The 25,056-nt window shown below is 42.9% G+C and carries 15 protein-coding genes and 1 pseudogene; 4 read left to right on the top strand and 12 right to left on the bottom strand.

Annotation, left to right across the window (positions count from 1 at the left end):
- The first annotated feature begins 116 nt into the window (after window positions 1-116).
- A complete protein-coding gene (locus tag DW640_RS08000; protein ID WP_074856247.1) occupies window positions 117-1,619 on the top strand; it encodes an arylsulfatase in 1,503 nt (500 codons plus the stop codon).
- Window positions 1,620-1,801: 182 nt separating this feature from the next.
- Here the strand turns inward: DW640_RS08000 and DW640_RS07995 are convergent, their stop codons facing one another.
- Entirely contained in the window at window positions 1,802-2,836 is a 1,035-nt protein-coding gene (locus DW640_RS07995) for a YeiH family protein (protein WP_022470621.1), read from the bottom strand.
- A gap of 579 nt (window positions 2,837-3,415) precedes the next feature.
- Window positions 3,416-4,456, bottom strand: a complete 1,041-nt coding sequence (locus tag DW640_RS07985; RefSeq protein ID WP_117577792.1) for an N-acetylmuramoyl-L-alanine amidase — start codon at window positions 4,454-4,456, stop codon at window positions 3,416-3,418.
- 121 nt (window positions 4,457-4,577) lie between these two features.
- Here DW640_RS07985 and DW640_RS07980 point away from each other — a divergent pair, with 121 nt between their 5' ends.
- Both DW640_RS07980 and DW640_RS07975 read left to right on the top strand, forming a co-directional pair.
- The gene (locus tag DW640_RS07980) at window positions 4,578-5,858 is read left to right on the top strand and encodes an O-acetylhomoserine aminocarboxypropyltransferase/cysteine synthase family protein (protein ID WP_022470619.1); all 1,281 of its coding nucleotides are present in this window, start codon (window positions 4,578-4,580) and stop codon (window positions 5,856-5,858) included.
- 213 nt (window positions 5,859-6,071) lie between these two features.
- Window positions 6,072-6,839: an MBL fold metallo-hydrolase gene (locus DW640_RS07975; RefSeq protein WP_054960008.1), complete on the top strand. Its 768-nt coding sequence runs from the start codon at window positions 6,072-6,074 to the stop codon at window positions 6,837-6,839.
- Window positions 6,840-7,118: 279 nt separating this feature from the next.
- Here DW640_RS07975 and DW640_RS07970 read toward each other — a convergent pair whose 3' ends face one another.
- The 7 genes and pseudogenes from DW640_RS07970 to DW640_RS07930 all read right to left on the bottom strand — a co-directional run bounded on the left by DW640_RS07970 (window position 7,119) and on the right by DW640_RS07930 (window position 18,417).
- Window positions 7,119-7,643, bottom strand: a complete 525-nt coding sequence (locus tag DW640_RS07970) for a DUF4369 domain-containing protein (RefSeq protein ID WP_055298849.1) — start codon at window positions 7,641-7,643, stop codon at window positions 7,119-7,121.
- Window positions 7,644-7,742: 99 nt separating this feature from the next.
- Window positions 7,743-8,609 (bottom strand): BT1926 family outer membrane beta-barrel protein, encoded by an 867-nt coding sequence (locus tag DW640_RS07965; protein WP_016269629.1) that lies wholly within the window; start codon window positions 8,607-8,609, stop codon window positions 7,743-7,745.
- A gap of 26 nt (window positions 8,610-8,635) precedes the next feature.
- Complete coding sequence (locus DW640_RS07960; protein WP_173664628.1) at window positions 8,636-11,458, bottom strand: hypothetical protein; 2,823 nt, start codon at window positions 11,456-11,458, stop codon at window positions 8,636-8,638.
- 396 nt (window positions 11,459-11,854) lie between these two features.
- A pseudogene (locus tag DW640_RS07950) lies at window positions 11,855-12,801 on the bottom strand (tyrosine-type recombinase/integrase).
- A gap of 461 nt (window positions 12,802-13,262) precedes the next feature.
- A complete protein-coding gene (locus tag DW640_RS07945) occupies window positions 13,263-14,360 on the bottom strand; it encodes an OmpA family protein (RefSeq protein WP_016269626.1) in 1,098 nt (365 codons plus the stop codon).
- Window positions 14,361-14,482: 122 nt separating this feature from the next.
- On the bottom strand, window positions 14,483-17,101 hold the full coding sequence (locus DW640_RS07940) for a hypothetical protein (protein ID WP_016269625.1): 2,619 nt from the start codon (window positions 17,099-17,101) through the stop codon (window positions 14,483-14,485).
- Between the two features lie 368 nt (window positions 17,102-17,469).
- Entirely contained in the window at window positions 17,470-18,417 is a 948-nt protein-coding gene (locus DW640_RS07930) for a site-specific integrase (protein WP_117577790.1), read from the bottom strand.
- Between the two features lie 230 nt (window positions 18,418-18,647).
- On the opposite strand from DW640_RS07930, the gene DW640_RS07925 reads away from it, so the two are divergent.
- Window positions 18,648-19,376, top strand: a complete 729-nt coding sequence (locus DW640_RS07925) for a TetR/AcrR family transcriptional regulator (RefSeq protein ID WP_117577788.1) — start codon at window positions 18,648-18,650, stop codon at window positions 19,374-19,376.
- 474 nt (window positions 19,377-19,850) lie between these two features.
- Here DW640_RS07925 and DW640_RS07920 read toward each other — a convergent pair whose 3' ends face one another.
- Genes DW640_RS07920 through DW640_RS07910 form a run of 3 tightly spaced genes read right to left on the bottom strand, consistent with a single transcriptional unit; the run spans window position 19,851 to window position 25,040 of the window.
- Window positions 19,851-20,459: a TetR/AcrR family transcriptional regulator gene (locus DW640_RS07920; protein WP_117577786.1), complete on the bottom strand. Its 609-nt coding sequence runs from the start codon at window positions 20,457-20,459 to the stop codon at window positions 19,851-19,853.
- 9 nt (window positions 20,460-20,468) lie between these two features.
- On the bottom strand, window positions 20,469-21,836 hold the full coding sequence (locus tag DW640_RS07915; RefSeq protein WP_199610304.1) for a TolC family protein: 1,368 nt from the start codon (window positions 21,834-21,836) through the stop codon (window positions 20,469-20,471).
- Between the two features lie 6 nt (window positions 21,837-21,842).
- Entirely contained in the window at window positions 21,843-25,040 is a 3,198-nt protein-coding gene (locus tag DW640_RS07910) for an efflux RND transporter permease subunit (protein WP_061473760.1), read from the bottom strand.
- Between the last annotated feature and the right edge of the window lie 16 nt (window positions 25,041-25,056).

The following is a 25,056-nucleotide window of genomic DNA, read 5'->3' as shown; positions in this document are numbered from 1 at the left end:
GCCCCCACCTGTTTCTGAAACAGTTTCTTTTTTCATATAAAAAGCAGAAATGCTTTCACGCAAAATAGATAAAACTTTATACCTTTGCAGTATTACATTATGAAAAACCTGAAAATATGATTAACCTGAAATGTACATTTGCCGTCACGGCCGGATTGTGCTCATCTTTGGCCTATGCACAAAACCAACCGCACATTATCTTAATTATGACCGATCAGCAACGTGGCGACGCCATGGGATGCATGGGTAATGAATCTGTAATCTCCCCCCATCTGGACGCTTTGGCAAGCGAAGGAACGTTGTTTATGAACGGATATTCTTCGTGTCCCAGCAGTACCCCTGCCCGTGCCGGACTGTTGACCGGACAGTCTCCCTGGCATCATGGCTTGTTAGGATATGGCAAAGTTGCCCCCAAGTACAACCACGAAATGCCTCAGATGCTGAAAGATGCTGGATATTATACCTTCGGTATCGGAAAAATGCACTGGCATCCGCAACGAATCAAACACGGTTTCGAAGGAACGCTGCTGGATGAAAGCGGACGCCGGGAAGATCCGAATTTCATCAGTGACTATCGCTTATGGTTTCAAATACAAGCACCGGGAAAGAACCCGGATGAAACCGGAATCGGATGGAACGATCACGGAGCAGCTACCTATAAACTGAAAGAAAGTCTGCACCCTACTTATTGGACCGGTGAAATGGCTTGTCAGATGATACAGAATTATGATAACGGCAATCAGCCTTTATTTCTGAAAGTTTCCTTCGCCCGTCCCCACAGCCCGTACGACCCGCCTCAACGCTTTCTCGACATGTATAAGGATGCACAGGTTCCCGATCCCGTCATTGGTGACTGGTGTGGGAAATACGCTAAAGAACTGGACCCCGAAAAAGCAGCCAAAGATGCTCCCTACGGCAACTTCGGAAATGAATATGCACGTCACTCCAAACGCTATTATTATGCCAACATCACTTTCATAGACGAACAGATAGGGCGTGTCCTCCAGACCTTAAAAGACAAGGGGATGTATGATAATTCCCTTATCATTTTCGTTTCCGATCATGGAGATATGATGGGAGATCACTACCACTGGCGGAAGACTTACCCGTATGAAGGATCTACGCACATACCTTATATTATTAAATGGCCAGCCAAAGCGCAAGTCGTTCCCGGTAAGGTGGATAATCCCGTAGAACTTCGTGACCTGCTGCCAACTTTCCTCGAAATAGCGGGAACCTCCGTTCCCACCGACATAGACGGACGCTCTCTGCTATCTTTGGCTAAAGGCACAGAAACGGAATGGCGCAAATACATTGATCTGGAACATGCCACTTGCTACAGTGATGGCAACTATTGGTGTGCCTTGACCGACGGAAAGATTAAATATATCTGGTACTTCTATACAGGTGAAGAGCAATTGTTTGACCTTGCCAAAGATCCTAAAGAACTGCATAATGCTGTGAACGACAAGAAATATAAAAAGCTGCTGGCAGGCATGCGTGCAGAAATGATCCGCCACCTCAGTGAACGGGGAGAGGAATTTGTGAAAGACGGTCAATTGGTTGTCCGCAAAAAAACGATGCTTTACGGTCCTAACTATCCGAAAGAAAAGCGATAAATATAGCCTGCCCGGATGAAACGCATCACTTTCGCCACAAATTGTATCTATCATACAGATAAAATGGGAAGTTCTCAGTGACTGACACTTAATTTATCCGTCTAAGATTGTACAATTTGCGGTGAAAGTGATAATAAGTATTTTGCAAGGAGACGTTTTTCCCTTACATCTGATGATTTCTCCTACATCAGATAAGGAGTGAGATACTTCACAAGGAAATATCCGCCGACTACCAGCCACACATAAAGTAAAAGAGCCAGTACGAAAGGTTTGGCTCCGGCCTTTCTGAATTTATCGATGCTTGTTTCTGTCCCGAGTGCCGTCATAGCCATTGTCAGCAAAAAGGTATCCAGTGTGTTAATACCTGCCACCAACTGCGCAGGAAGCAAATCAAAAGAATTGAAAGCGATGACACCCATAAAGCCTATTGCAAACCAGGGCACCGCAATCTTCTGAAACTTCTGTCCTTTCTGCACTTGTCTTTTCCGCGCTCTCGCCACCAGATAGGTAGTAATCAGAAGCACAGGAACCAACATCATCACACGAATCATTTTCACTATGATGGCAGAATCCGAAATACCGTTTCCCATCGCGTCTCCGGCACCTACTACATGGGCAACCTCATGCAGAGTAGCCCCCGTATAAATCCCCATCTGATCGGGAGTCAGTGCACAAAGTCCGTTCCGGTACAAGAAAGGATACAGAAACATGGAAATAGTACCGAAAATCACGACAGTAGACACGGACACAGCCGTTTTATATGGCTTTGCCTTGATGGTCGATTCAGCCCCCAGAATAGCGGCGGCTCCACAAATTCCACTTCCGATGGAAGTAAGCAATGCGATTCCACGGTCCATCTTCAGCAGCTTACCAAGATAGATGCCGCCACAAATAGTCACAGCCACAATAATCACATCGATCAGCATAGCCGGCAACCCGATAGCCATCACATCCTGAAAAGTCAATCTGAAACCATATAAAATGATACCGATACGCAGAATCTTCTTCGAGCAAAACTGGATACCCGGCACCCACGTTTCCGGAAGGTGGTTTCGCAGACTATTGGCATAAAGCATACCCAAAATGATACCGACAATCATCGGACTGAAAGAAATACTTCTTACAAAAGACATCTCGCCAATATAAAATGCAGCACAAGAAAATAATGCTATCAACAGGACACCGTGCAGCATGCTGCTTCTCTTTTCATTGAACATAAATGATTTGATTTAAGTGATACTTAATTATTTCTTTTTTGCAAAGGAAGACATTTTCCGGCAGACTGAATCACAGAATTTTATTATGTCGGATAATCCCTGGTTATAACCCCAAAGCGGTTATAACAAAAAAACGGCACCTCGATTCACATCGCAGCACCGTCACAACACAAACACAAAATAAAACACGACAAAACTACTATGCAATCTTACCTGTTATGCCGGGGAGGCATATCTTGCTTGACTTATCTATATTCGCATACCCATAAGAAGCTTTATCAGGTGATTTGCATAATAAATAACGCACCCATTCGGATTTTGTTCACAAGAGTTCTGAAAAAAATGAAGTTAAGACGACTTTTTAACAAAAAAAACGGTACCCCGATTCACATCGCAGCACCGTCACAACACAAACACAAAATAAAACACGACAAAACTACTATGCAATCTTCCTGTTATGCCGGGGAGGCATATTCACTGACTCATATATATTCGCATACCTACAAGCAGCCATCAGGCGATTTGCACATATATAACATCCCGATTTTCGTTTTGTTCACGAAAAAAAGAGATTGAAGTTTATTTTCTCCCTTTAAAATCTTTCAGAAAGCCTTCCATCAACCATTTGGCAAGGGCCTGACGGTTGGAATCCATCACCAGTCTCCGCTGGTCAAATGTATTCTGTATATTCCCCAGTTCGACAAAGACAGAAGCAGGAGTAGTGTGTGAAAGTACATATAAATTGCGTCCGCTCACCGTTCCGGAAAAGCCGCGGTTCGGCTGATGCTTTCCATATTTGGATTCGAACGTATCTTTCATATTGTTTGCCAGCCGTTTGCTTTCGGCTTTCTTATTAGAATGATAGAAAAAGACATCTGTCTGCTTTTTTTTGCTGCGACTGTCTACATGGATGAAGATAGCGCGACAGTAAGTATAGTTCTGACGGTCTTTCTGATAAAGAGCATTGATTTTATTGCAACGCTGCTGAAGACGCTGCACCTGATTCAATGGAATCGGGTCGCCCATACAAGTCTCACGCTTGCTGTTAGAGAGGTAAGCGTCATTACGGATACCATCTTTGGCATCCTGAATAATGATATGCACTTCCGCCCCTTCCTGCATCAGATTCCGGGCGAGACGAAGTGCAATGTCATAGGCATATTCGTCTTCGTGAAGTTCGTGCTTCCCTACCCGTCCGATGGCTCCCGGATCAGGACCGCCATGCCCGCTGACTACATAAAAGCAGGCACCTGCCAGTCGGTTGGAAGTGACCTTTACATTCGCCAGTTGCTTACCGAAAAGAGGTTCATGAAGAGTGGTTCCTATTTTCGAAGCCTTTGAGGATTGTTTTCTTGCCGGTGTCTCTTTATCAGCCGCCGTCGATCTCTTGACAGGAGGAATTATATATGTCACCCCCAGTTTCAGCACATTTCCTTTCCCCAGCTTTGCCTTATTCAGTTCCACAAAATCATCGTAATATTTCTTTGGAGCACGGTTATGACGCAGCAAAAAAGTAGAAATCCCCTCACCTGCTTTCGGAGTAGCTTTTTGTTGCGCCTGCACATCAGCCAACGAAAGAAGAAAACTAATTAATAAAAGAATATAGAATCTTTTTTTCATATTCGACTACTACCTTATCAGTATCATTTCACTTATAAACAGGACAAAAATACAATTATTTTCCCTACTTTTGCCCCGTTAAAACTTTTTTTGGCAATAAAACTTAAAACCCTATATCATTATGGCAAAACAATTCAAACCCGAAACCCTGTGCGTACAGGCCGGATGGACGCCTAAAAAGGGTGAGCCGCGTGTGCTACCCATCTATCAGAGTACAACTTTCAAATACGATACCAGCGAACAAATGGCACGCCTTTTCGATTTGGAAGACAGTGGTTATTTTTATACCCGCCTGCAAAACCCGACTAATGACGCGGTTGCCGCCAAGATTGCCGCCCTTGAAGGTGGTGTAGCTGCTATGCTTACATCCAGCGGTCAGGCAGCCAACTTTTATGCCATTTTCAATATCTGCCAGACAGGAGATCATTTCGTTTGTTCATCCGCCATCTATGGAGGAACATTCAATTTATTCGGTGTCACCATGAAGAAACTCGGCATCGACGTTACATTCGTTAATCCGGATGCCAGCGAAGAAGAAATCTCGGCAGCTTTCCAGCCTAATACGAAAGCACTGTTCGGAGAAACGATCTCCAATCCTTCTCTCGAAGTGCTGGATATCGAAAAGTTTGCCCGTATCGCACACAGTCACGGAGTGCCTTTGATTGTGGACAATACATTCCCGACTCCTATCAACTGCCGTCCTTTCGAATGGGGAGCAGACATCATCGTTCATTCTACTACCAAGTACATGGACGGACACGCCACCAGCGTAGGCGGCTGTATCGTCGACAGCGGCAACTTCGACTGGGATGCCCATGCAGACAAATTCCCCGGGCTCTGTACACCGGACGAATCTTATCATGGTCTGACCTATACAAAAGCATTCGGCAAAGGCGCTTACATCACCAAAGCAACCGCACAACTGATGCGTGACCTCGGCAGCATCCAAAGCCCGCAAAATTCTTTCTTACTGAATCTTGGACTTGAAACACTGCACCTGCGTATGCCTCAACATTGTCGTAACGCTCAGAAAGTAGCAGAATATCTTTCTAAGAACGAGAAAGTGGCTTGGGTTAACTATTGCGGCCTGCCGGATAACAAATACTATGCACTGGCACAGAAATATATGCCGAACGGCTCCTGCGGAGTAATCTCCTTCGGACTGAAAGGCGGACGTGATGTATCTATCAAGTTTATGGATTCATTAGAATTTATCGCTATTGTGACTCACGTAGCTGATGCCCGTAGTTGTGTGCTTCACCCCGCCAGCCATACTCACCGCCAGTTGTCGGATGAGCAGCTGATGGAAGCAGGTGTACGTCCCGACTTAATCCGTTTGTCCGTAGGTATCGAGAATGCGGATGATATCATTGCAGATATCGAGCAGGCATTGAATGCGTAAAAGCTGATTACTATCAGATAACAAACAGCAAAGGCACAGGATATTTTGACTCTGTGCCTTTCTCTTTTCACCAATGCCTCATCCCTTTCTTATTTACTGCCTATTATCCTCCTTCTCAATAAGAAAGTTAATTTCCAACAGAATATGTTTAATCATGAACTGATAAATCGCTATAGATGTTTATCTTTGTAAGGAACCAAACTCTGTATAGATATGAAAAAGATTTTATTAGTAGCACTCGCGCTGTGCCTTTCTTACGGATTTGCTTATTCCTGTTTATTCAATCATTCAATTAATCTGACCACAAAGATGCAGAACTTCGAAACGGATTCGTTTACCACCAAGAACGGGAAAAGCCTGAAGATCACTTTCTTTAAGCATGCCAGCTTGTTAATAGAATATGCTGGAAAAAAGTTTTTTATTGATCCAGTCTCTGATTACGCAGACTTTACACAGCAACCGAAAGCTGACTATATCCTGATAACACATGAACACCATGATCATTTCGATACCAAAGCGATTGCTGCTATCGAAACTCCGGATACAAAAATTATTGCCAATCCGAATTGCCAGAAGATGCTGGACAAAGGACAAGCCATGAAAAATGGTGATATACTGCAAATTACACCCGAAATCAAACTGGAAGCAGTACCTGCTTATAATACAACTCCCGGTAGAGACAAATTCCATCCCAAGGGACGTGACAACGGATATATCCTCACTGTGGGCGACACCCGGATTTACATTGCCGGAGACACGGAAGATATCCCGGAAATGAAACAAATAAAGAATATCGATATAGCCTTTCTACCTGTCAACCAACCGTATACGATGACACCGGAACAAGCTATACAATCTGCTAAAATCATTCAACCGCATATTTTATATCCGTACCATTACGGAGATACGAATATCAATGAAGTGAAGGACGGATTAAAAAACGAAAAAGAAATAGAAGTACGTATCCGTGCTTTACAATAAAAAGACAAACCTAGTTGAAAAATAAAAGGACGTTCCTGGGGAAAAAGGGGAAATGTGGGAACAGGAACGTCCTTAAAAACATAATAATACAAAAATCCGGACTTTCGCAAGGGCGCATCTTTGTTTCTCGTCTTATGGATATCCCCTTCATAAAGAAGTAGTGCATTAATCCGGAAGATATCAGGAGAAGGATTATTATGATTGAGCTCTTATTTATTAAATTATCTCTGTATTCGTATATCTTATTTGTTATAGAAATGAAAAAGAATATTTATCGTATTATAGTGATGACTGGTAAGCTGTCTGAATATAAGTACCAATTACATTGTCATTATTCATCTCGATATATCTCTTTAGTAATTCCGAGAATCCGGATTGTATCTGTTCCACCGGCTTATCCGTACAAGCAGCAGAATATGCATCTATAGCCAGAAGAAAATCCTGCATCCGTTCGTTCAGCATCGTTCCTTCCGTACAAACGACATCGGCAATACTCGCTTTTATGGTACCGTTTTCAATCACAACAGGCAAACGGTATTCCAGTCCCATTTTACTGGCATGGATCGAAAGTATCTTTATGACCGGATTTTCTATTTTTGTCGTGTCTGCAAAAGCAAACTTTCCATTTATTATCCTTGCGCTGTCAACAGGGGCATCCGTCGAAACATCTTTCATGTAAACCATTTTACCCTCAAATTCCGGCAGAGGCGCACTACCGTCAATTCTGTAACCTTTTATTTGAGAGCAAGCTCCCAATACTAATACCCCAATAAAAAAGGGCAAAAGTCTTATACATCTATTCATCGGACTTTTATTTCTTCTTGAAAAGAAAGAAAAGCCGCCCGCCAATATCAGCAGAGCGGCTTTCACTTTTCATTTATACATTTGTATAATCATTGTTCGTCAGAATCTGAAGCCAAGTTTCACCACAGGCATTTCGAAAATTTTGATGTTATGGTGACTGACATTGTACCTATCAAATCCTTTCGGACAAATTTGTATCAGATCATAGCGATAAGCTAAAGGATGCATCTCAAACCCGAAAATAAATCCTTTGGCAATGCTATACTCGATACCTGCTACGGCAGCTACTTTCATACCATACATCTGACCGGCTTTGCTTCCTGCGGTATAGACCTGAGAAGGAAGTTCTTCCGAATCATCGCTATCCTTATAGGTATCACCGGTGTATGGTTCTGTAGTTTCAATGCGTGCCATCTGGAAGCCAAGGGCGCCTCCTACGTATGGATGAATACGTTCGTTGCGAGTCTTGAAGTAATAGTTGGAGCCGACAGAGGTATACCAGTTATTAGTCATCTGCGCATTGATATAACTTTGCGCGGGTATGATCATATCGGGTACACTGTTGTCGCCTTCTACATAGTCTTTCTTGGGAGTCAGGCTGATGTTCATGCTAAACTGGAAATTGATGTCCCAGTTGTCAGACAGAAAATACTTGCCTTCGATTCCAGCTATATTGACCAGACTATTATTATTCAGACTACCGATATTCAGATAGCGGTTCAGGTCACCGGAGTTATCCGTTCCTCCATTGGGAAGTCCGACGACTCCTTCGGTGTTGGTGAACTTGGGAAGCAGATAAGAGGTGTTCTCATTGAAGAACTTTCCGCTACCAAGTAAAACCGAAACCTGCCACTGTCCTTTCTTCGGAGCAAACGACGCATCATCACTGCTGCTGTAACGCTGCGCCAATGAAGGCGCAGCTGTTATACAGGTCAGCAAAAGTAATGTGCATAGTTTCTTTATCATTTTGTTACTTTTACGTGATTAAGAAATTACTTACTCAAGGTTTCCAATACAGCCTTAACTTGTGCAAGAGCAGTATCATAGATTGCTTTCGCTACATCATAAGCTTCTTGAGCTGTTTCCAAAGCAAGTTTCTTCTGTTCTATTACATAAGCTTCCTTATATTCACCCTTGTTGAACAGTTCAATGCTCTTTTCTGCTGCAGTAACCTTCTGTTTAGCTTCTTCAACTGATTTTTCCTGAGTAGCAACTTCATTCTTCCAATAATTCAGAACAGATTCTACAGTTACCACAGTACCAGTGACTACACCACCGTTGATACCATCAATCTGATCTTGAACAACACTGATCAAGCCATCGTAATCTTGGATCAATTCAGCAAACTTCTTACTATTAGCCTCAGCTTCAGCAGTCAATGCATCTTGTTCCTCTTGTGCTTTCTTCACCTCTTCTTTAGCAGTCTTCAGAGCAATACGAGTCTCGTCAGCTTTTGCAATAAACGGATCCATTAAAGCTGTATTCGTATTTATTTCTGCATTCAGATCGGCAAGTACACCTTCCATTTGAGCCTTCAATGGTTTAATCAAGTCGGCAGCAGCAATCATATCTTTGCAAGTCTGTACATCGTCATTAGCAGCCATCATAGCTCCCAAAGTACCAAAGTCAGTCAAAACAGCACTATTATTCTGCTTAATATAAGCGCGGACCATTGCTTCTGTTACTTCAACAAGTCTGTCTTCGCCAGGAATCACAGTACCAAAAGTAGCATCAGAGGTATACTCTAAAGCATCTTCAGCTGTATTGCGATCTAACTTAGTTGCACTTAATTTAGTAAACTCATCTGCAGAAATATCAGAGCGTAATGCCTGCATGTGGCCAGTTTTCTTACCATCTTTTTCCTCTTCTTTATAGAAAGCATCTTTGCCTGTCATATCTTCAACACTAACTGTATTAGCCAGTATCTGACCGTAAGGATTAGCAGCAAGAGCAGAATAAGTACTAATTGCAGGAGCCACCTTAGCAACAGCAGTAGCAGCCTTTCCAGCAGCTTCAACCAATGCAGCTTTAGCCTTTTCTACTTTCTTATCTTTATCATCAGCAAGAGCTTGATTTCCTGCAGCTTCACCTTTGGCAGCCAAATCAGCAACAGTCTGATCAAGTTTCAGCCATTCAGCCAAAGTAGCATTAGCATCAGCCTTTGCTTTAGCTTGTTTCACTGTATCGTCCAATATAGCTTCCAGTTTGCTGGTAGTTTGTTCAGCAGGAGTCAATGCCTCCCATGCAGCCTTACTAGTAGGAGACAATGCGGTAATCATATTGTCACGGTATGTTTTCTCCAATACCGAAGCTTTTTCTTTTTCTACAGCAGCATCATAAGCAGCTTGATATACGGCATCCCATGCACTATTATAAGCTTTCACTGCAGATTCTACTGCGGCATAAGAAGAATTATAAGCATCTGTCACCTTTTTCAAATCAGTAGTTGGTACTGTAGTTGCTGTACCTTTTACCGCTTTTGCAGAAATTTCCCAGTTAGCTTTATCTTTTTCAAATTTTTCTTTAGCATCTTTGGCTGCCTTTTCTTTTTCTGCCAAAGTCAACTTATTCCATTCAACTCCATTTTCGTCTACAGAATATTTACCTAAAGCATCAATCCAGGCATTTACTTTCATCAGAGTAAGAGATGCCTGACTAGTTCTGGCTGTTACATCTTCTATCTTCAAATCGGCATTGTACTCAGTTTGCGTATACTGAACAGCCTGATAATCAAACACACCTGTACTAACAGTATATCCATCTAAAGATGTAAAATCATTGCTACTACTAAATAATGTCTTCAATCCTTCATTAATAGGTTCAGATTTATAAGCTGCAATATCAAGCTGAGTATTAACCTGTGTTGTAGAGTCTGCTACAGCTTTATCATATGCCTCTTTAGCAGCTTTACGCGCTTTTATCTTTTCGGCTACTTTTTGTTCTGCAGCTTTATAATTTGCGGAAGTCTTAATAGTAGCGATCTCAACATCAGCTTTGCTCTTTTCACTTTCATATTCAGATTTCTTCTTCTTCAGATCCAGGATCTTATCATCCCATGCAGCTGCATCAAAGTCTTCTGCCAAAGCTAACATATTATTTTTCTCATCCAATAAGATTTCTGCCTTTTCAACTGCAATCTGTGCCAACTTCAATTCAGCCTGCAAGCTAGCTAATGTCGGAAGATTAGGATTAACCAATGCATCATAATAATTATCCTGAGCTGTCTTTAAAGCATCGTAATATTGGTTCAGACTAGCAGAAGCAACATAAAGTCTTTGCTGTGCTTTATCAATAATAGCTTTTTCTCCATCAGAAAGCAGAAGTTTTCCTGCTTCAATCAGTTTCATTGCATTATCATAAGCTTCTTGTGCCTGTGCAGTCTGAGTCTGATAGTTCAACATAGCTGCTTTGAAGATTTCAGCTTCTTCAGCCATTTTATTTTCCCAGTAAGCTTTGTCTCTGTTAGCTTCAGCAATCTTAGCTTCCGCCTCAGCTTTTGCTTGTTCGGTAGCAGCTTGTGCGCGTTCTACTTCCAGTTCTTTCAGTTTCACGTCTAAAGCATGCATCTGAACATCGTACTCTTTGTACTGATTATCCAATTCTTTAGATTTGTTTACCAGTTCCTGATAAGCTACTTGCGCTTTTTGCCATTCCACTTCCACCAGTTTTACCGCAGCTTGCGCTTTAATCAGTTCGGATTTTGCTCCCCGCAGATCAACGATACCTTCCGGTTCATCGGTATCAATACATCCCGTGAATGTAGCTGTCGTACCCGCCATTAGCAAGGTTGCGACCAAATACGTCCATTTTCTCATAAAAGTAAATTAAATGTTATACAATTAATAAATAAAAAATTTGTTTGCTGTCATTTCATAATCCATCTCATCTTGGTGGTCTGTCTTTCTGTTACTTCTTAGGTAACGGGAAAGCGTGTATTTCCACCCCGACAGAGGTGTCTGCGGGCTACATTCATTAAATAAGTAAAGAATATTTTTAGCCCCTGCTCACAGACGATGGCAGAGGGGAGGGAAATCTTTTGCAAAAATTAAAGACCAGATCGTGTTCTTCTCAAAAAATCCGCAGTTTTGTTCAGTGTGTTTCCTTTTTTTAGTAGTTTATCAGAAAAAATATCATTTTTGTTTGCATGTTTTCCAAAATATACCCATATTTGCAGCGTCTTTTCTTCCCGTTACCTAAGAAGTAACTCCACTCTAATTCAACAACTTACCAATCACACAAGCTTTCTTTAAGGAAGTAATTACCGCCACATTCGCTTCATCAATTTTCTTATTCTTAAAAGGCTTCAGATACGTCTCTGTTACGGTGATGGAAGAATGTCCCATCGCTTCAGAAATGACGCCGGGATGTATCTCACAATAGTATGCCATAGTAGCCCAAGTGTGGCGGGCAGTGTATGAGCTTAATTCTGAAGTCAATCCCAAAATCTGTTTCAAAATCATTAACTGATAATTAAAATTGCGTAATGCCAGCTGATATTCTTTATAAGAAGTTTCCGTCCCTTCCTCACTGGAAATCAACGAAAAGAGATAAGGAGAAGCCGGATCTGTATTCATATACCTTTTTATTAGCTTCATAGCTTCCGGCACAAGTGTTACAGTCAGAAGTTTGCCAGTCTTTCTGCGACGGTAAGTAATTGTGTTTCCATCCATATCCTTTTTTTTAAATAGGCAAGGTCTACAAATGGTATCCCACGAAGTAAAAACATTAAAAAGAAAAAGCCGCGCGTACGCTGTAAATCTTTGTTCTCCAGACATAATCGTTTCGGAAGTTCTTTCATCAGACGTCCCATATCTTCCTTATCCAGTGCCCGCTTCCTGTCCGCACGTGTTCCTGTATAGACATACCGGAAATGATGAGGCACATAAGGTGCCATATGACGGTCGACTGCCCGGTTATACACTGCACGCAATGTACGCATATAAGTGGAAACTGTATTCCAGCTACAATTTTTCCTCCGCAAATACGATTCGAAACTTTTAAGAAACTCCTGAGTAACTTTCCTGAAAGGAAGTTTATCACTTCCATGGAATGCAATCACAGCATTCAAACTACTCCTGTAAATATGAGCAGTGCCATAATTCCCACTTTCCCGTAGCCCATTGGCTACTTCCTTCATAAATGAAATTAAATTCCCCATCTTCTATTAATTTAAATAATACTTTAAAAGGCTTTTCTGAAGAAGTTTGTTCCCTTTTCCCATACTTCCTGAAAACAATGCCTTTTCTTTCCATTTCTCAAAACTATGAATTACAAATATAACGATATAATTGTTCAGTATACCATAAAAAACAGTTTTAGGAATACATAAAGATATAACCGGATTAATCACTCCTAAAATAAAAATGGGACGTTCCCAGGGAAAAAGGGGAAATCAGGAACGTCCCTTGGGTATAGAGAGCTAGTAAAAGCCCGGTCTTTCACAAGTGCAGACCTTTTCTCTCTTCACTAAAATAAACTAAGGACATAGTGGGGAAAATCCTTAGTGGGAAACACGATTATAAACCTCTTCACAGAGATATATAACCGAAAAGTAGTCATATTCAATCACTACATATTGAAAATACAACAATTTTTTATGCGTTATATTCTACCTACTTTCTATTCGGCAATACAAATACTTACCCGGTTTTCTTCGGGTGTTTTGTATGGCTGAACAGTGTCACCTTTAGAATCAACAAGGATCCTATCGGTGCTTATCCCTCTTGCCTTCAAAGCATCGGCAACGTTAACAGCTCTTTTTTCGGACAATACTTTATTGATTCGCGCATTACCGGTATTCACATCAGCGTAACCGGTCACCTGTACTTTTGCTGATGGATTCTTCTGCAAGTATTCTGCCAATCTATCAATCTTTGGCTTTTGGTCATCTTGAATACGTGCCGAATTCAAAGCAAAAAAGATATCTTGCTTCATTGGCTGTACTGCTACCACTTCCTTCTTTGGCTGTGGCTGTTCTACCACAGGAGCAGGCCTCGGCTGTTCCATTACAACCGGTTCCGGTTCGTAATATACAGGCTTGGTTTCTTTATATCCTTTGCCGAACTTAATATTCAAACCAACCAAAGCATTGAACTGCCAGTCGGAGTTTCCTGCTTTTTTGGAATTGAACTTATCAGAAAGAATATTTGCATTACCTTCAATATTGATAGCCAAACGATCATTTAGACGTAAATTGCATCCTAAGCCCAGACGTCCGGCCACAAGAAACTTTCCTTCCGTCCAAAGATAATCCATTTTGTAACCGTTTGCATCAATTGCAACCGCTTCATCATTATCAAAACCACGATTAAGACCTATACCTGCAAAAACATAACCATTGAATACACGTTTGGGGTTGAAACCACAAAACAACGTACTCAAGTCTGATACAATATCAGCATTGCCTTGCAAATATTTATACTGGTAGTCTTGTTGTGGAGTAACCCAACGACCTTTCGCCTGCCATCCGCTGCCTCCTACCCGTGCACTCCACGCAGGGGCAAACTGATAACCGATATTAACAGCAGCAGCCGGAGAAATAAGATCAAAGAACTTAGCTTCTCCAACTGTATGGGCAGCACCTGCCTGCACTTGCATAAACCAATGAGGTCTAAATTCTATTTTACCTTCCTCTTTGATTTTCTGTTCCTGTGCAAAAGATACTGTTCCACCTAAAGCTAAGACAAATGCAGTCAACCACAGTTTCTTTCTATTCATACTTATCTCTTTTCTTTTAAAGAGAGAGCATCCCTTTTGATTCAGCAGGGATGCTCTCAGTTTAGAGTTATTCATGTCCGGGTTTTCACCCCAACGAGATTATTCTCTGTTTTGAACTACTGTTACTGTCTCTTTTTAAGCGGAGCATCAACTTTGCATTGACTTGTTGCACCCCATTTATCCAGAACAGACAAAGTAACATAACTATCAGTTGCCGCTACATCATTCTTGATGTCAGTTACACTCGTTTTCAAGGCAATTGTAACCTTATCACCTGCCTTAATTTCAACAGGTTCGGTACCTTCGTGCAGAGTTCCCGTTCCTACTTGAATTGTCATATATCCGGCAGCAACCTCACTTAATGCCACTGTGTATTTGCTGACTCTGGTTTCACTAGCCCAATTAATATAAGTATTACCACTCATATTTACATCTTGCCACTTAATATCAGTATTGTTCATTGTAAAGTCAAAGCTCTTCTTATCCAAAGACAGAGATTTGCCAGTAATCCCCTTCTGCTTACCTTCTTTGATCGGTGACTTAATTGTCAAATTGTAAGTATAGCTATAAGTAGCCAAACGTTCATTGTTAAACGGATGATAAGTAGAGACAAACTTACGTGCAGAGTATGCACCTGCATTATCTTCGTCAGCTACACCGTCAGCTTCTTTAACATCCTTCATTGGGTCTACACTTATCGCATCTGTTGCACCAGTCAACCATGCAGCAGCTTTCACACCATTGAATGTAGGTACTGTTTCTTCAAATGTGATATATTGAGCATCCGCTGCAGATACACTGAATAGTTTATTCAGGTTATACAGGATCTTATCACCAGTAGCATTCAATTCACCAAAAGCAGTAGCTTCAGTCTTAGTAGCATCAAAATATGCTGACAACGGTTCAAACTTAAAGATTGCATCATTATCTTGTTTAACAACAACTTTAAACTTAGTAGAATATACAACCTTATTGTTATCCTTAGTATCTACAATATTCAATGTTACATCGTGAGATGTTGCAGCTACCTTGGCAGGGTTAAAGCGAGCTACCACGCTAAACGTTATACCCTTAGCATAATCATCTACAGTATTAATTGTGATAGGTTCACCATCAATATCAGCAGCCTGCAGTTCGAATTGAATGCTCTTATCGGCATATACATATTCCCAATCTTTACCATTAACACGGATTTTACCGTCAGTATAAGCTATTTCTTTAAGCTGAATATTATAACGGCCTTGTCTGAGCAAGTCTTTCATAGCTGTCACATCAGAAGAAGTCCATTGGTTCTTCACATCCGGTGTGATAGTCCATTCCATGTCAGCTACAGTTACATCAACTACAATGTTCTTGAAATCAATATTCATGGTAGTAGTTGCTGTTGTTCCATCTGTTTTCAGATAATGAATAGTCACAGGCATTCTTCCTTCTTTTTCTGCATAAATTGTTCTGGCATCCGCATCAAGTTTGACACCTAATAATTCTGCAGTATTTCTATCAGCACCTTCAATAGTATAATAGAAATCAACAGCTGCATTCATTCTGTCTCCGACCAGTTCATCCAAACTATGCACCGTACGATAAACAGCATCTACAGCAGGACCGCTACATGACATTGCCTGCATTTTAGCCGTCACTTTTACAGCATAGTCTGATATAATTTCATTTCCAAAAGCATCTTTTGTTGTTAAAGCATATGCAATATCATTGCTGCCTGGAAGATCACTGTAAGCTACTCCGTCAGCAACTGCAATACTTAAATCAAATACACCCTTATTAGGTGTTTTATCTGCACGAGTTAACGGTTTTTCGCTTATGTTCTGAGCAACTTCAGCGATTGTATAGTTTGTATTGCCTTTAGAATCTGTCAAATCAAGAGAATATGCACTAAGATCAAGATCTACCGGATTAATTAATGCATTAATTGTAGCTCCTTTAGAAGTCAATAAATCACCGGCAATATATTTTTTTCCGTTGAATTCAAAATCTTTGGGAACACGTCCATAATACATATTAACAGTAGTAGCAGTAGTCGGGATCTCTATTTTATTACCAGTAAGCGTTACTACTTTCATGCTTGAAATTTTGTCAGCAGACGGCAAAATAACAGTTTGGTCAGTATATGAACCATCCGCATTCTGAGCTCCTACGTGAAGTACCCAATTCGGGCGGTCTGTTCCTTTTACAATGTATACACTTGTCTGTGCGTAAGCTCCTTGTACAAGTTTACCGTTGCCACCTTCTGCAGTTGCATCCCAAAAGTACCAGTATCCATCTTCACCGATAAAAGGCGATTGTCCGTCTTTACCATCCTTACCGTCTTCTCCTTTTGCAAACCATCCGGTAGGTTCGTTATCAATCAGCCATTCGCCGGTTTTCTCATCAATAGTAACTTTTGAGCCTGGAGCGCCATCAGCACCTGCTGCTCCCGGAGTACCAGCCGCACCTGTATCTCCTTTGTCTCCCTTATCTCCCTTGTCACCTTTGGCACCATTTACGATTTCATAAGATTTTTCATCGTTAAATGTAATCTTGAATCCCCCTGCAATAGATTCTACATTTGTAACCCACTTACCACTATCTACAAACTTCTGCAAACTTTCGATACTAGCTTTGTTTGCGTCAATCTGAGTTTGCAGATTGTCTATGTCATCATCGTAGTCCTTACAGCCTACGTAGGTGACAGTTGAAAGCGCTAATGCTCCGAAAAACATCACTCTAATAAATTTTTTCTTCATAACTACTTAAAAATTACATTAATAATATATTATTAAACACTAAGTTTCAATAACACCTTCCCGTTACTTTGTAGGTAACGGGAAAGCGTACTTTTCCACCCCGACAGAGGCGTCTGCGGGCTACATTCATTAAATAAGTAAAGAATATTTTTAACCCCTGCTCTCAGACGATGGCAGAGGGGAGGGAAATCTTTTGCAAAAATTAAAGACCAAGCCGTGTTCTTCTCAAAAAATCCGCAGTTTTATTCTGTGTGTTTCCTTTTTTTAGTAGTTTATCAGAAAAAATATCATTTTTGTTTGCATGTTTTCCAAAATATACCCATATTTGCAGCGTCTTTTCTTCCCGTTACCTACAAAGTAACAGTTCTCTAATTCAACAACTTACCTACACTATAGACCTTCTTTAAGGAAGAAATAACCGCTACATTCGCTTCATCAATTTTCTTATTCTTGAAAGGTTTCAGATACGTTTCCGTCACGGTGATGGAAGAATGCCCCATCGCTTCGGAAATAACACCGGGATGTACCTCACAATAGTATGCCATCGTAGCCCAGGTATGACGGGCAGTGTACGAGCTTACTTCAGATGTCAATCCCAAAACCTGTTTCAAAATCATTAACTGATAATTAAAGTTGCGCAATGCCAGCTGATATTCCTTGTAAGCAGCTTCCGTTCCCTCTCCACTGGTGATCAGCGAAAAAAGATAGGGAGAAGCAGGATCGGTATTCATATACTGTTTGATCAGCTTCATAGCTTCCGGTACAAGAGTCACTGTTAATAACCTGCCGGTTTTTCGACGGCGGTAAGTCATTACATTCCCATCGATATCATGCTTTTTCAGATAGGCAAGATCCACAAAAGGAATCCCACGAAGTAAAAACATTAAAAAGAAAAGACCACGAGTACGCTGTAGTTCCTTGTTGTCCTGACACAGCTGTTTCGGAAGTTCCTTCATCAGACGCTCCATGTCTTCCTTATCCAGCGCACGTTTCCTGTCCGCGCGCGTTCCTGTATAGACATACCGGAAGTGATGAGGCACATAAGGCGCAAGATGGCGGTCGACCGCACGGTTATACACTGCACGCAACGTACGCATATAAGTGGAAACTGTATTCCAGCTACAGTTCCTGCCACGCAGATACGATTCGAAACTTTTAAGAAACTCCTGACTTACTTTCCGGAAAGGAAGCTTATCACTTCCATGAAAGGCAAGGATTGCACTCAGGCTACTCCTGTAAATATGGGCAGTCCCAAAATTCCCACTTTCCCGCAGCCCATCGGCTACTTCCTTCATAAACGAAATTAAATTCCCCATTTTCTACTGATTTAAATAATACTCAAAAGATACGTTCGTAGAGAAAGCCGTTCCCTTACCCACTCTGCTTTCCCCAGTGTTCTTTGTTTTTCTATTCTCTAAATACTAATAAGACAAAGATAGAAATAAATTTGTTCGGTGACCGAACCGTTTCATAAATCTGTTTTATAAAGGAAAATAAGTGACTTATACTTATTTTTCATACTTTTGTATGCAACAAAGAAGTAAACATGGAACAATCGAAGAATAAACGTGCACGCCGTACCCGCGCCGAACTGGAAGCGGACGTGTTTGATGCCATCCGGCAGTTAGCAAGTGAAAAAGGTCTGGCGCAAATTACCTTTACGGATATTATGCAAAGAGCCGACATACAAATGTCCGTCCTGCTCAATAACTATAAGAATATTGAGCGGTTGCTGGATAAGTACGCATACATCTCTGATTATTGGCTACACGATTTATTCGATGAAGAACACCCTACAGACAAAGCCAACGAGGACATCATGAAAAGCACCTTAAAGGCTTTGGCAAATTACTTATATGACAATACCGATATGCAGCACTTGCTAGTGTGGGAACTCGAAGCAGACAATTCGACCACAAGACGTATGGCACGAAGCAGGGAAAAGCATTACAAAGTGGCTATAGAAGAATACAAAAATTTGTTTGAAGGAACGGGTATCCCAATTGATATAATAGCGGGACTTCTTACTGCCGGAACATATTACCTGATATTACACCGTAAGCGTTCCACATTTTTTAGTGTGGATTATCAGCGGAAGGAAAATCGGGAACGCTTGTACAGTACACTTGAATATCTTTCCAGTCTGGTGTTCTCCGCGCTCAAAGAGCACAACCAAACCATAGAGATAGCCCGCAATTTCAAGCAGAAAGGTATAGCGGATGATGTGATAGCAGAATGCACGGGTTTGTCTGTCGATGTGGTGAAAGGGCTTTAGATTGATCATTTGTCAAGTTTTCATACGGAGACAAAGGACAGTCCATCCGCCTTAACCAAACAAGCGAAGAACTACATTATTAGAAATTAAACGTTTTGAGCAGTCATAAAACAGCAGTTATAAGACAGATACCGCTGTACTGCTATCCGATTAATACATAGCATGATACAAGTTGCTATATTCTCAAAGTATTCTCATGCCTTTGAGAAAAAATTCTCACCACAGTGAGAAAAAGTTCTCATGCCTTTGAGAATTATTTCTCAATGCGATGAGAAAATATTCTCACGGGCATGAGAATAAAAGCGTTTATACTAACCTGCCAACGGTTAACTGCCTTTCTGCTTATCTCCGGGTTTAATTGACAAGATTTAAAAAACAACTTAATATATCACATGATCGGGAATTTCAGAGAATAACTCATTTCAAACAAATAAAAAGGCGTGCCTGCTTAAAAAGCAATACACGCCCTTCCTTTCATACACAAACATTAAATTTATCCAGTTTCAGGTGTTCGTCAATATACCGAATGCCGTCCACCTCAAAAAGTCCTCGTAAGAGAGTATGGTTCAGCGCCTGCTGAACAACATACGGAGTACCTTGCAGGCAACTCTGATAAATAACCTCCTGCAAATCTGCCGCAAAGCGATCCGGATCGACTCCCGGAAGCAGGTAACCACAGATTTTACAATGCGTCAGTACGTCGATAAACTGCTGCAACCAGAAGGCCTCTTCCCGTTTGAAGGAAGCGCTGTAATCTTCGTTCGCGGCGATATCCAGCAATAAAGTCTTTCCTAACGAATGCAATAGCGTGAGATACCCGTTCACTGTGGCAAAAAGCACCTGCATACACGAACTGTCCATCCGCATCTGACTTTGTTTCAGACAACTTCTGATCCCGTTGGTGAAATCAGAAAGACAGATGCGGAACAGACAAGTCTTACTGGGGAACAGCTTGTAAAGCGTACGCTTCGACATCTTCATCCCCTTGGCTATGTCATCCATGGTCAGTCCGTCAGCACCGTGCAGATACATCTCGTGTTTGGTGTATTCGATTATCTGACACCGTACTTTTTCAGGATTCATACTATCCTCCTACATCCGGCCTCCGCCCAAAGCCTGATACAGTGTAATCACGCCCTGGATTTCGGTAAAGCGATTGGCTACCTGTGAAAGTCTGGCGTTCAGCAATGTCTGCTGTGCGGTCAGTACTTCCAGATAAGTAGTATTATTACTATGTTCCATCAACAGACTAGTGCTTCTGGCAGCAGTCTGCAAAGAGGTGATCTGCTTATCGTAGAAAGCGGATTTCTCACGGGCCGTCTGATATTGCACCAGTGCCTCGTTTACTTCCACACCTGCGTTCAGCAATGTCTGTTCAAAGCTGAGGCGGGCTTCTTCCTGCTGTGCCTTCGCTATTTTCAGCTGGGCGATATTCACTCCCTTGTTAAATAAAGGTTGCGTCAGTGAAGCTACGGCAGAAGCAACGAATTTGCCCGGATTGATAATCATGCTACCGGCACTGTTTGTCCATCCGGCACTCCCGCTCAGCGTGATGGAAGGATAGAAAGCAGCACGGGCAGCATTCGTCGTATAGAATGCCTGCGCTAAAGAGAACTCCGCGCTACGTACATCCGGACGGTTGGAAAGCATCTGCAAAGGAATCCCTACGGAGAGGTCTTCCGGCAACTGCTGGTTTTCCAGTTTGCCGCGTTGTATCTTGTGAGGTGTTTCCGCCAGCAACAAAGCCATTGAGTTCTCCGTCTGATTGATTTGTTCTTTCAGGTCGAGCACTGCCGTACATATATTATAATAGGTGGCTTCCGTCTGAGCCAGTCCGGCTTCGGTCATCATACCGGCCTTCTTCATGGCACGGGCTGTCCGCACGCTCTCTTTCCATGCCGCTTCGGTGGACACGGAAATCTCATATTGAGCGTCGAGCATCAACAAGGTATAATAAGTATTTGCCACGGCAGACACCAATTGCGTCTTCACCGCCTGTTCATACTCCTTGCTCTGCTCATAGGCCGCTTTTGCCCGACGTTTGGCCGTGGTCACCTTTCCGAAGATATCCAGTTCCCACGAGGCAGTCACCGGCAATGAGTAGGTCTGAGTCGCTTTGCCACGGTCGAAGCTGCTCACAGCTCCTTCCGGTGCGAGAAACAAAGAGGGCAGATAAGAAAGCTTGGACGTCAGCAACGAAGCCTCCGCTTCTTTCACACGGAGATGCGCTGTCTGCATATCCGTATTCCGTACCAAAGCCGAATCGATCAAATTCTGCAAATACGAGTCAGTAAAGACCTCTCTCCACGAGAGATTACCGAAGTTCGCCGTATCGGCGGAAGCGACGGTTTCGCTTCCATAAAGTCCTTCGGGGACTTCCGATACAGGTTTGTATTTATTGTAGATACCGCAACTGCTCAACACGAGCGTTGCTGCGGATAAGATTAATATTTTCTTCATCATCAATTATTTTTTTCCTGCTTTAGATTTTTCTTCTTCACTCACCTTGATTTCTTCCTCGATCTGCCAGTCTTCCGTAGGTCTGCTCTGCACCGGGCGTAAGCGTTCCTGCAACCACTGGAAAGCGATAAACAAAGTAGGCACGATGAAAAGTAATGCCAGCGTACCGATCGTCATACCACCGACTACACCCGTACCCAGCGAACGGTTACCATTGGCTCCTACACCACTGGACAACATCAATGGGAACAGACCGAAGATCATCGTCAATGCTGTCATCAGAATCGGACGCAGACGGGCTTTGGCTGCACTTACCGCAGAAGCGATCAGTCCCATGCCTGCCTTACGGCGTTCGGCAGCGTATTCGGTCAACAGGATGGCTGTCTTTGCCAACAGACCGATCAACATAATCAAACCTGTCTGCAAGTAAATGTTATTCTCCAGTCCGAACATCCATGCGAAGAGGAAACTTCCCATCAATCCGCAAGGCACACTCAGAAGCACGGCGAACGGAATGATAAAGCTCTCGTACAATGCACTCAGAATCAGATAAATCATCAGGAAGCAGATACCAAAGATGATCATAGTCGTACCGCTTTGCTGATTTTCCTCACGGGTGATGCCTCCGTAATCATAGCCATATCCCTTGGGAAGAGCCTGTACGGCTGTTTCCTGTACGGCCTTGATAGCATCTCCCGTACTATATCCGTCTGCCGGCATCGCATTCACGGCGATGGAATTGTACATATTGAAACGGCTCAGCGACTCTGCGCCGTAGCTGCGTGTCAACGTTACGAACTGGCTCAGCGGAGCCATCTCTCCGTTCGACATACGTACGAAAGCATTGTCCAGTGAAGTTTCGTCCAGACGGAATTGCGGGTCTGCCTGAATCATGACTCTGTATACTTTAGAGAAACGGTTGAAGTTGGACACATACTGACCGCCATAATAACCGGACAGTGTGCTCAATACCGCATCCGGTGTAATGCCTGCGCGTTTACACTTGGCTGCATCCACCTCTACCGTCCACTGCGGATAGCGCACGTCGAACGTAGAATATGCCATCGCAATTTCCGGACGCTGGTTCAATGCTCCCAGATATTGCTGGGTAGTGGTAAAGAATTCGTTGATATCACCGCCCATCTTATCCTGCATATGGAGTTCCAGCGCATTACCCATACCGTAACCCGGAATCATACCCGGCGAAATAGCGAAGACACTGGCATCCTTGATATCGGCCGTACGACCGTACACCTGACCGATGACTGCCTGCACATTATCCTCATCATTCGGACGTTCGTCCCACGACTTCAATTTCAGAATCAACATACCGAACGAGCTTCCCTGTCCTGCCAGCAATCCGTAGCCGGCCACTTTCTGCACGTGCTTAATCTGCGGAATATCCATCAGACGCTTTTCGATGCGTTCCATCACTTCGTCGGTCGTAGTCAGCGAACTACCGGCCGCCGTACTTACATTGACGAATACCACACCCTGGTCTTCGTCCGGCACCAGACTGGTCTTTGTTGTGTTCATCAGGAATACAAGCAACACTACAGAGCAAACGAGCAGCGACCATGCCAGCCATCTGCGTTTGATAAAGATCAGTACCACATTCTTGTATTTCTCTATCAGAATATCGAAAGCCGAGTTGAATGCTTTACGGAAACGTGCCGCAAAGTTATTCTTCTGCGTACCGTCTTCATTGATATAAGGCTTCAACAGCAACGCACATAATGCCGGACTCAGCGTCAACGCATTAATAGCGGAAATACCAACGGCAACCGCCATCGTCAGACCAAACTGGGTATAGAACGTACCGGAAGTACCGCCCATGAAGGATACCGGAATAAATACTGCCATAAACACCAGCGAAGAGGTGATAACAGCATTACTGATACCTTTCATTGCATCGATACTTGCCATATAGGACGACCTGTATCCTACGTCGAAGCGTGCCTGCACCGCCTCGACGACAATAATGGCGTCGTCCACCACCGTACCAATGACGAGCACGAGCGCAAACAGCGTGAGCAGATTGATACTGAATCCTGCCACCGCCATGAAAGCAAACGTACCGATGAGCGAAACAATGACTCCCACCAAAGGAATCAGCGTAGAACGAAAGTCCTGCAAGAACACATATACCACCAGAATCACCAGGATAATCGCCTCGATCAACGTCTTCACCACCTCATGGATAGAAGCGAACAGGAAGTCGTTCGAGCTCATCATCTGTGTCAGTTCCACTCCTTTCGGGAGGTCTTTACGGGCTTCTTCAAGGAATTTATCAATGTTCTGGTTTACTTCGGTCGCATTGGAGCCCGCCGTCTGAAACACCATGCACGAAACGCCCGGATGACCGTCCATTCCACCGTGATAAGCATAGCTATCCTGTCCCAACTGTATCTCGGCGATGTCTTTCAACTTCAGGACCTCACCATTGTCCGTAGAACGAATGACAATATCTCCAAATTCTTCCGGAGTGATCAGACGTCCTTTATATTTCATTGTATACTGATAGGTTTCGTTCGAGTTTTCACCGAATGAACCGGTGGCCGATTCGATATTCTGTTCGGCAAGCACACCGGTGATATCCGATGGAATCAGTTTGTACTGGGCCATCACGTCCGGCTTCATCCATACACGCATGCTATATTCACCTCCCATAATCATCAGGTCGCCTACACCCGAGATACGCAGAATCTCCGGTTTCAGATTGATACTGATATAGTTGGAAAGGAAGTTTTCATCGTAGCTATCGTCCGGACTGGAAAGCGAGAACATCTGCAGGATACTTGTCTGACGTTTGGAAGTAGTCACACCGACCTGCGTTACTTCTGCCGGAAGCTGTCCCGTCGCTCTCGACACGCGGTTCTGTACGTTGACCGCTGCCATGTCCGGGTCTGTTCCCTGCTTGAAGTACACGGTGATACTCACTGTACCGGCATTGGTGGCGCTGGAAGTCATGTAAGTCATGTCTTCCACACCATTGATCGCTTCTTCCAAAGGAGCAATCACACTCTTCTGCAAAGTTTCCGCACTGGCGCCATAATAGGTGGTACTCACCATAATGGTCGGCGGAGCAATATCGGGATATTGTTCGACGGGCAGACTGAACAGCCCGATGATACCCACAACGACAATCGTAATAGAGATGACTGCCGATAATACGGGGCGTTCAATAAAGGTTCTTAAATTCATGGATGATTCCTCCTTT

The sequence above is a fragment of the Bacteroides sp. AM23-12 genome (assembly GCF_003434395.1).
GTDB classification, from domain to species: Bacteria; Bacteroidota; Bacteroidia; order Bacteroidales; family Bacteroidaceae; genus Bacteroides; species Bacteroides thetaiotaomicron.
The sequence above is the reverse complement of the archived record's forward strand: the minus strand, read 5'-3'. Positions and strand labels throughout refer to the sequence as shown.

Coding starts and splice junctions, on each gene's coding strand:
- DW640_RS08000 (WP_074856247.1), top strand. CDS start 117: ATGATTAACCTGAAATGTACATTTGCCGTCACGGCCGGATTGTGCTCA.
- DW640_RS07995 (WP_022470621.1), bottom strand. CDS start 2,836: ATGTTCAATGAAAAGAGAAGCAGCATGCTGCACGGTGTCCTGTTGATA.
- DW640_RS07985 (WP_117577792.1), bottom strand. CDS start 4,456: ATGAAAAAAAGATTCTATATTCTTTTATTAATTAGTTTTCTTCTTTCG.
- DW640_RS07980 (WP_022470619.1), top strand. CDS start 4,578: ATGGCAAAACAATTCAAACCCGAAACCCTGTGCGTACAGGCCGGATGG.
- DW640_RS07975 (WP_054960008.1), top strand. CDS start 6,072: ATGAAAAAGATTTTATTAGTAGCACTCGCGCTGTGCCTTTCTTACGGA.
- DW640_RS07970 (WP_055298849.1), bottom strand. CDS start 7,643: ATGAATAGATGTATAAGACTTTTGCCCTTTTTTATTGGGGTATTAGTA.
- DW640_RS07965 (WP_016269629.1), bottom strand. CDS start 8,609: ATGATAAAGAAACTATGCACATTACTTTTGCTGACCTGTATAACAGCT.
- DW640_RS07960 (WP_173664628.1), bottom strand. CDS start 11,458: ATGAGAAAATGGACGTATTTGGTCGCAACCTTGCTAATGGCGGGTACG.
- DW640_RS07945 (WP_016269626.1), bottom strand. CDS start 14,360: ATGAATAGAAAGAAACTGTGGTTGACTGCATTTGTCTTAGCTTTAGGT.
- DW640_RS07940 (WP_016269625.1), bottom strand. CDS start 17,101: ATGAAGAAAAAATTTATTAGAGTGATGTTTTTCGGAGCATTAGCGCTT.
- DW640_RS07930 (WP_117577790.1), bottom strand. CDS start 18,417: ATGGGGAATTTAATTTCGTTTATGAAGGAAGTAGCCGATGGGCTGCGG.
- DW640_RS07925 (WP_117577788.1), top strand. CDS start 18,648: ATGGAACAATCGAAGAATAAACGTGCACGCCGTACCCGCGCCGAACTG.
- DW640_RS07920 (WP_117577786.1), bottom strand. CDS start 20,459: ATGAATCCTGAAAAAGTACGGTGTCAGATAATCGAATACACCAAACAC.
- DW640_RS07915 (WP_199610304.1), bottom strand. CDS start 21,836: ATGAAGAAAATATTAATCTTATCCGCAGCAACGCTCGTGTTGAGCAGT.
- DW640_RS07910 (WP_061473760.1), bottom strand. CDS start 25,040: ATGAATTTAAGAACCTTTATTGAACGCCCCGTATTATCGGCAGTCATC.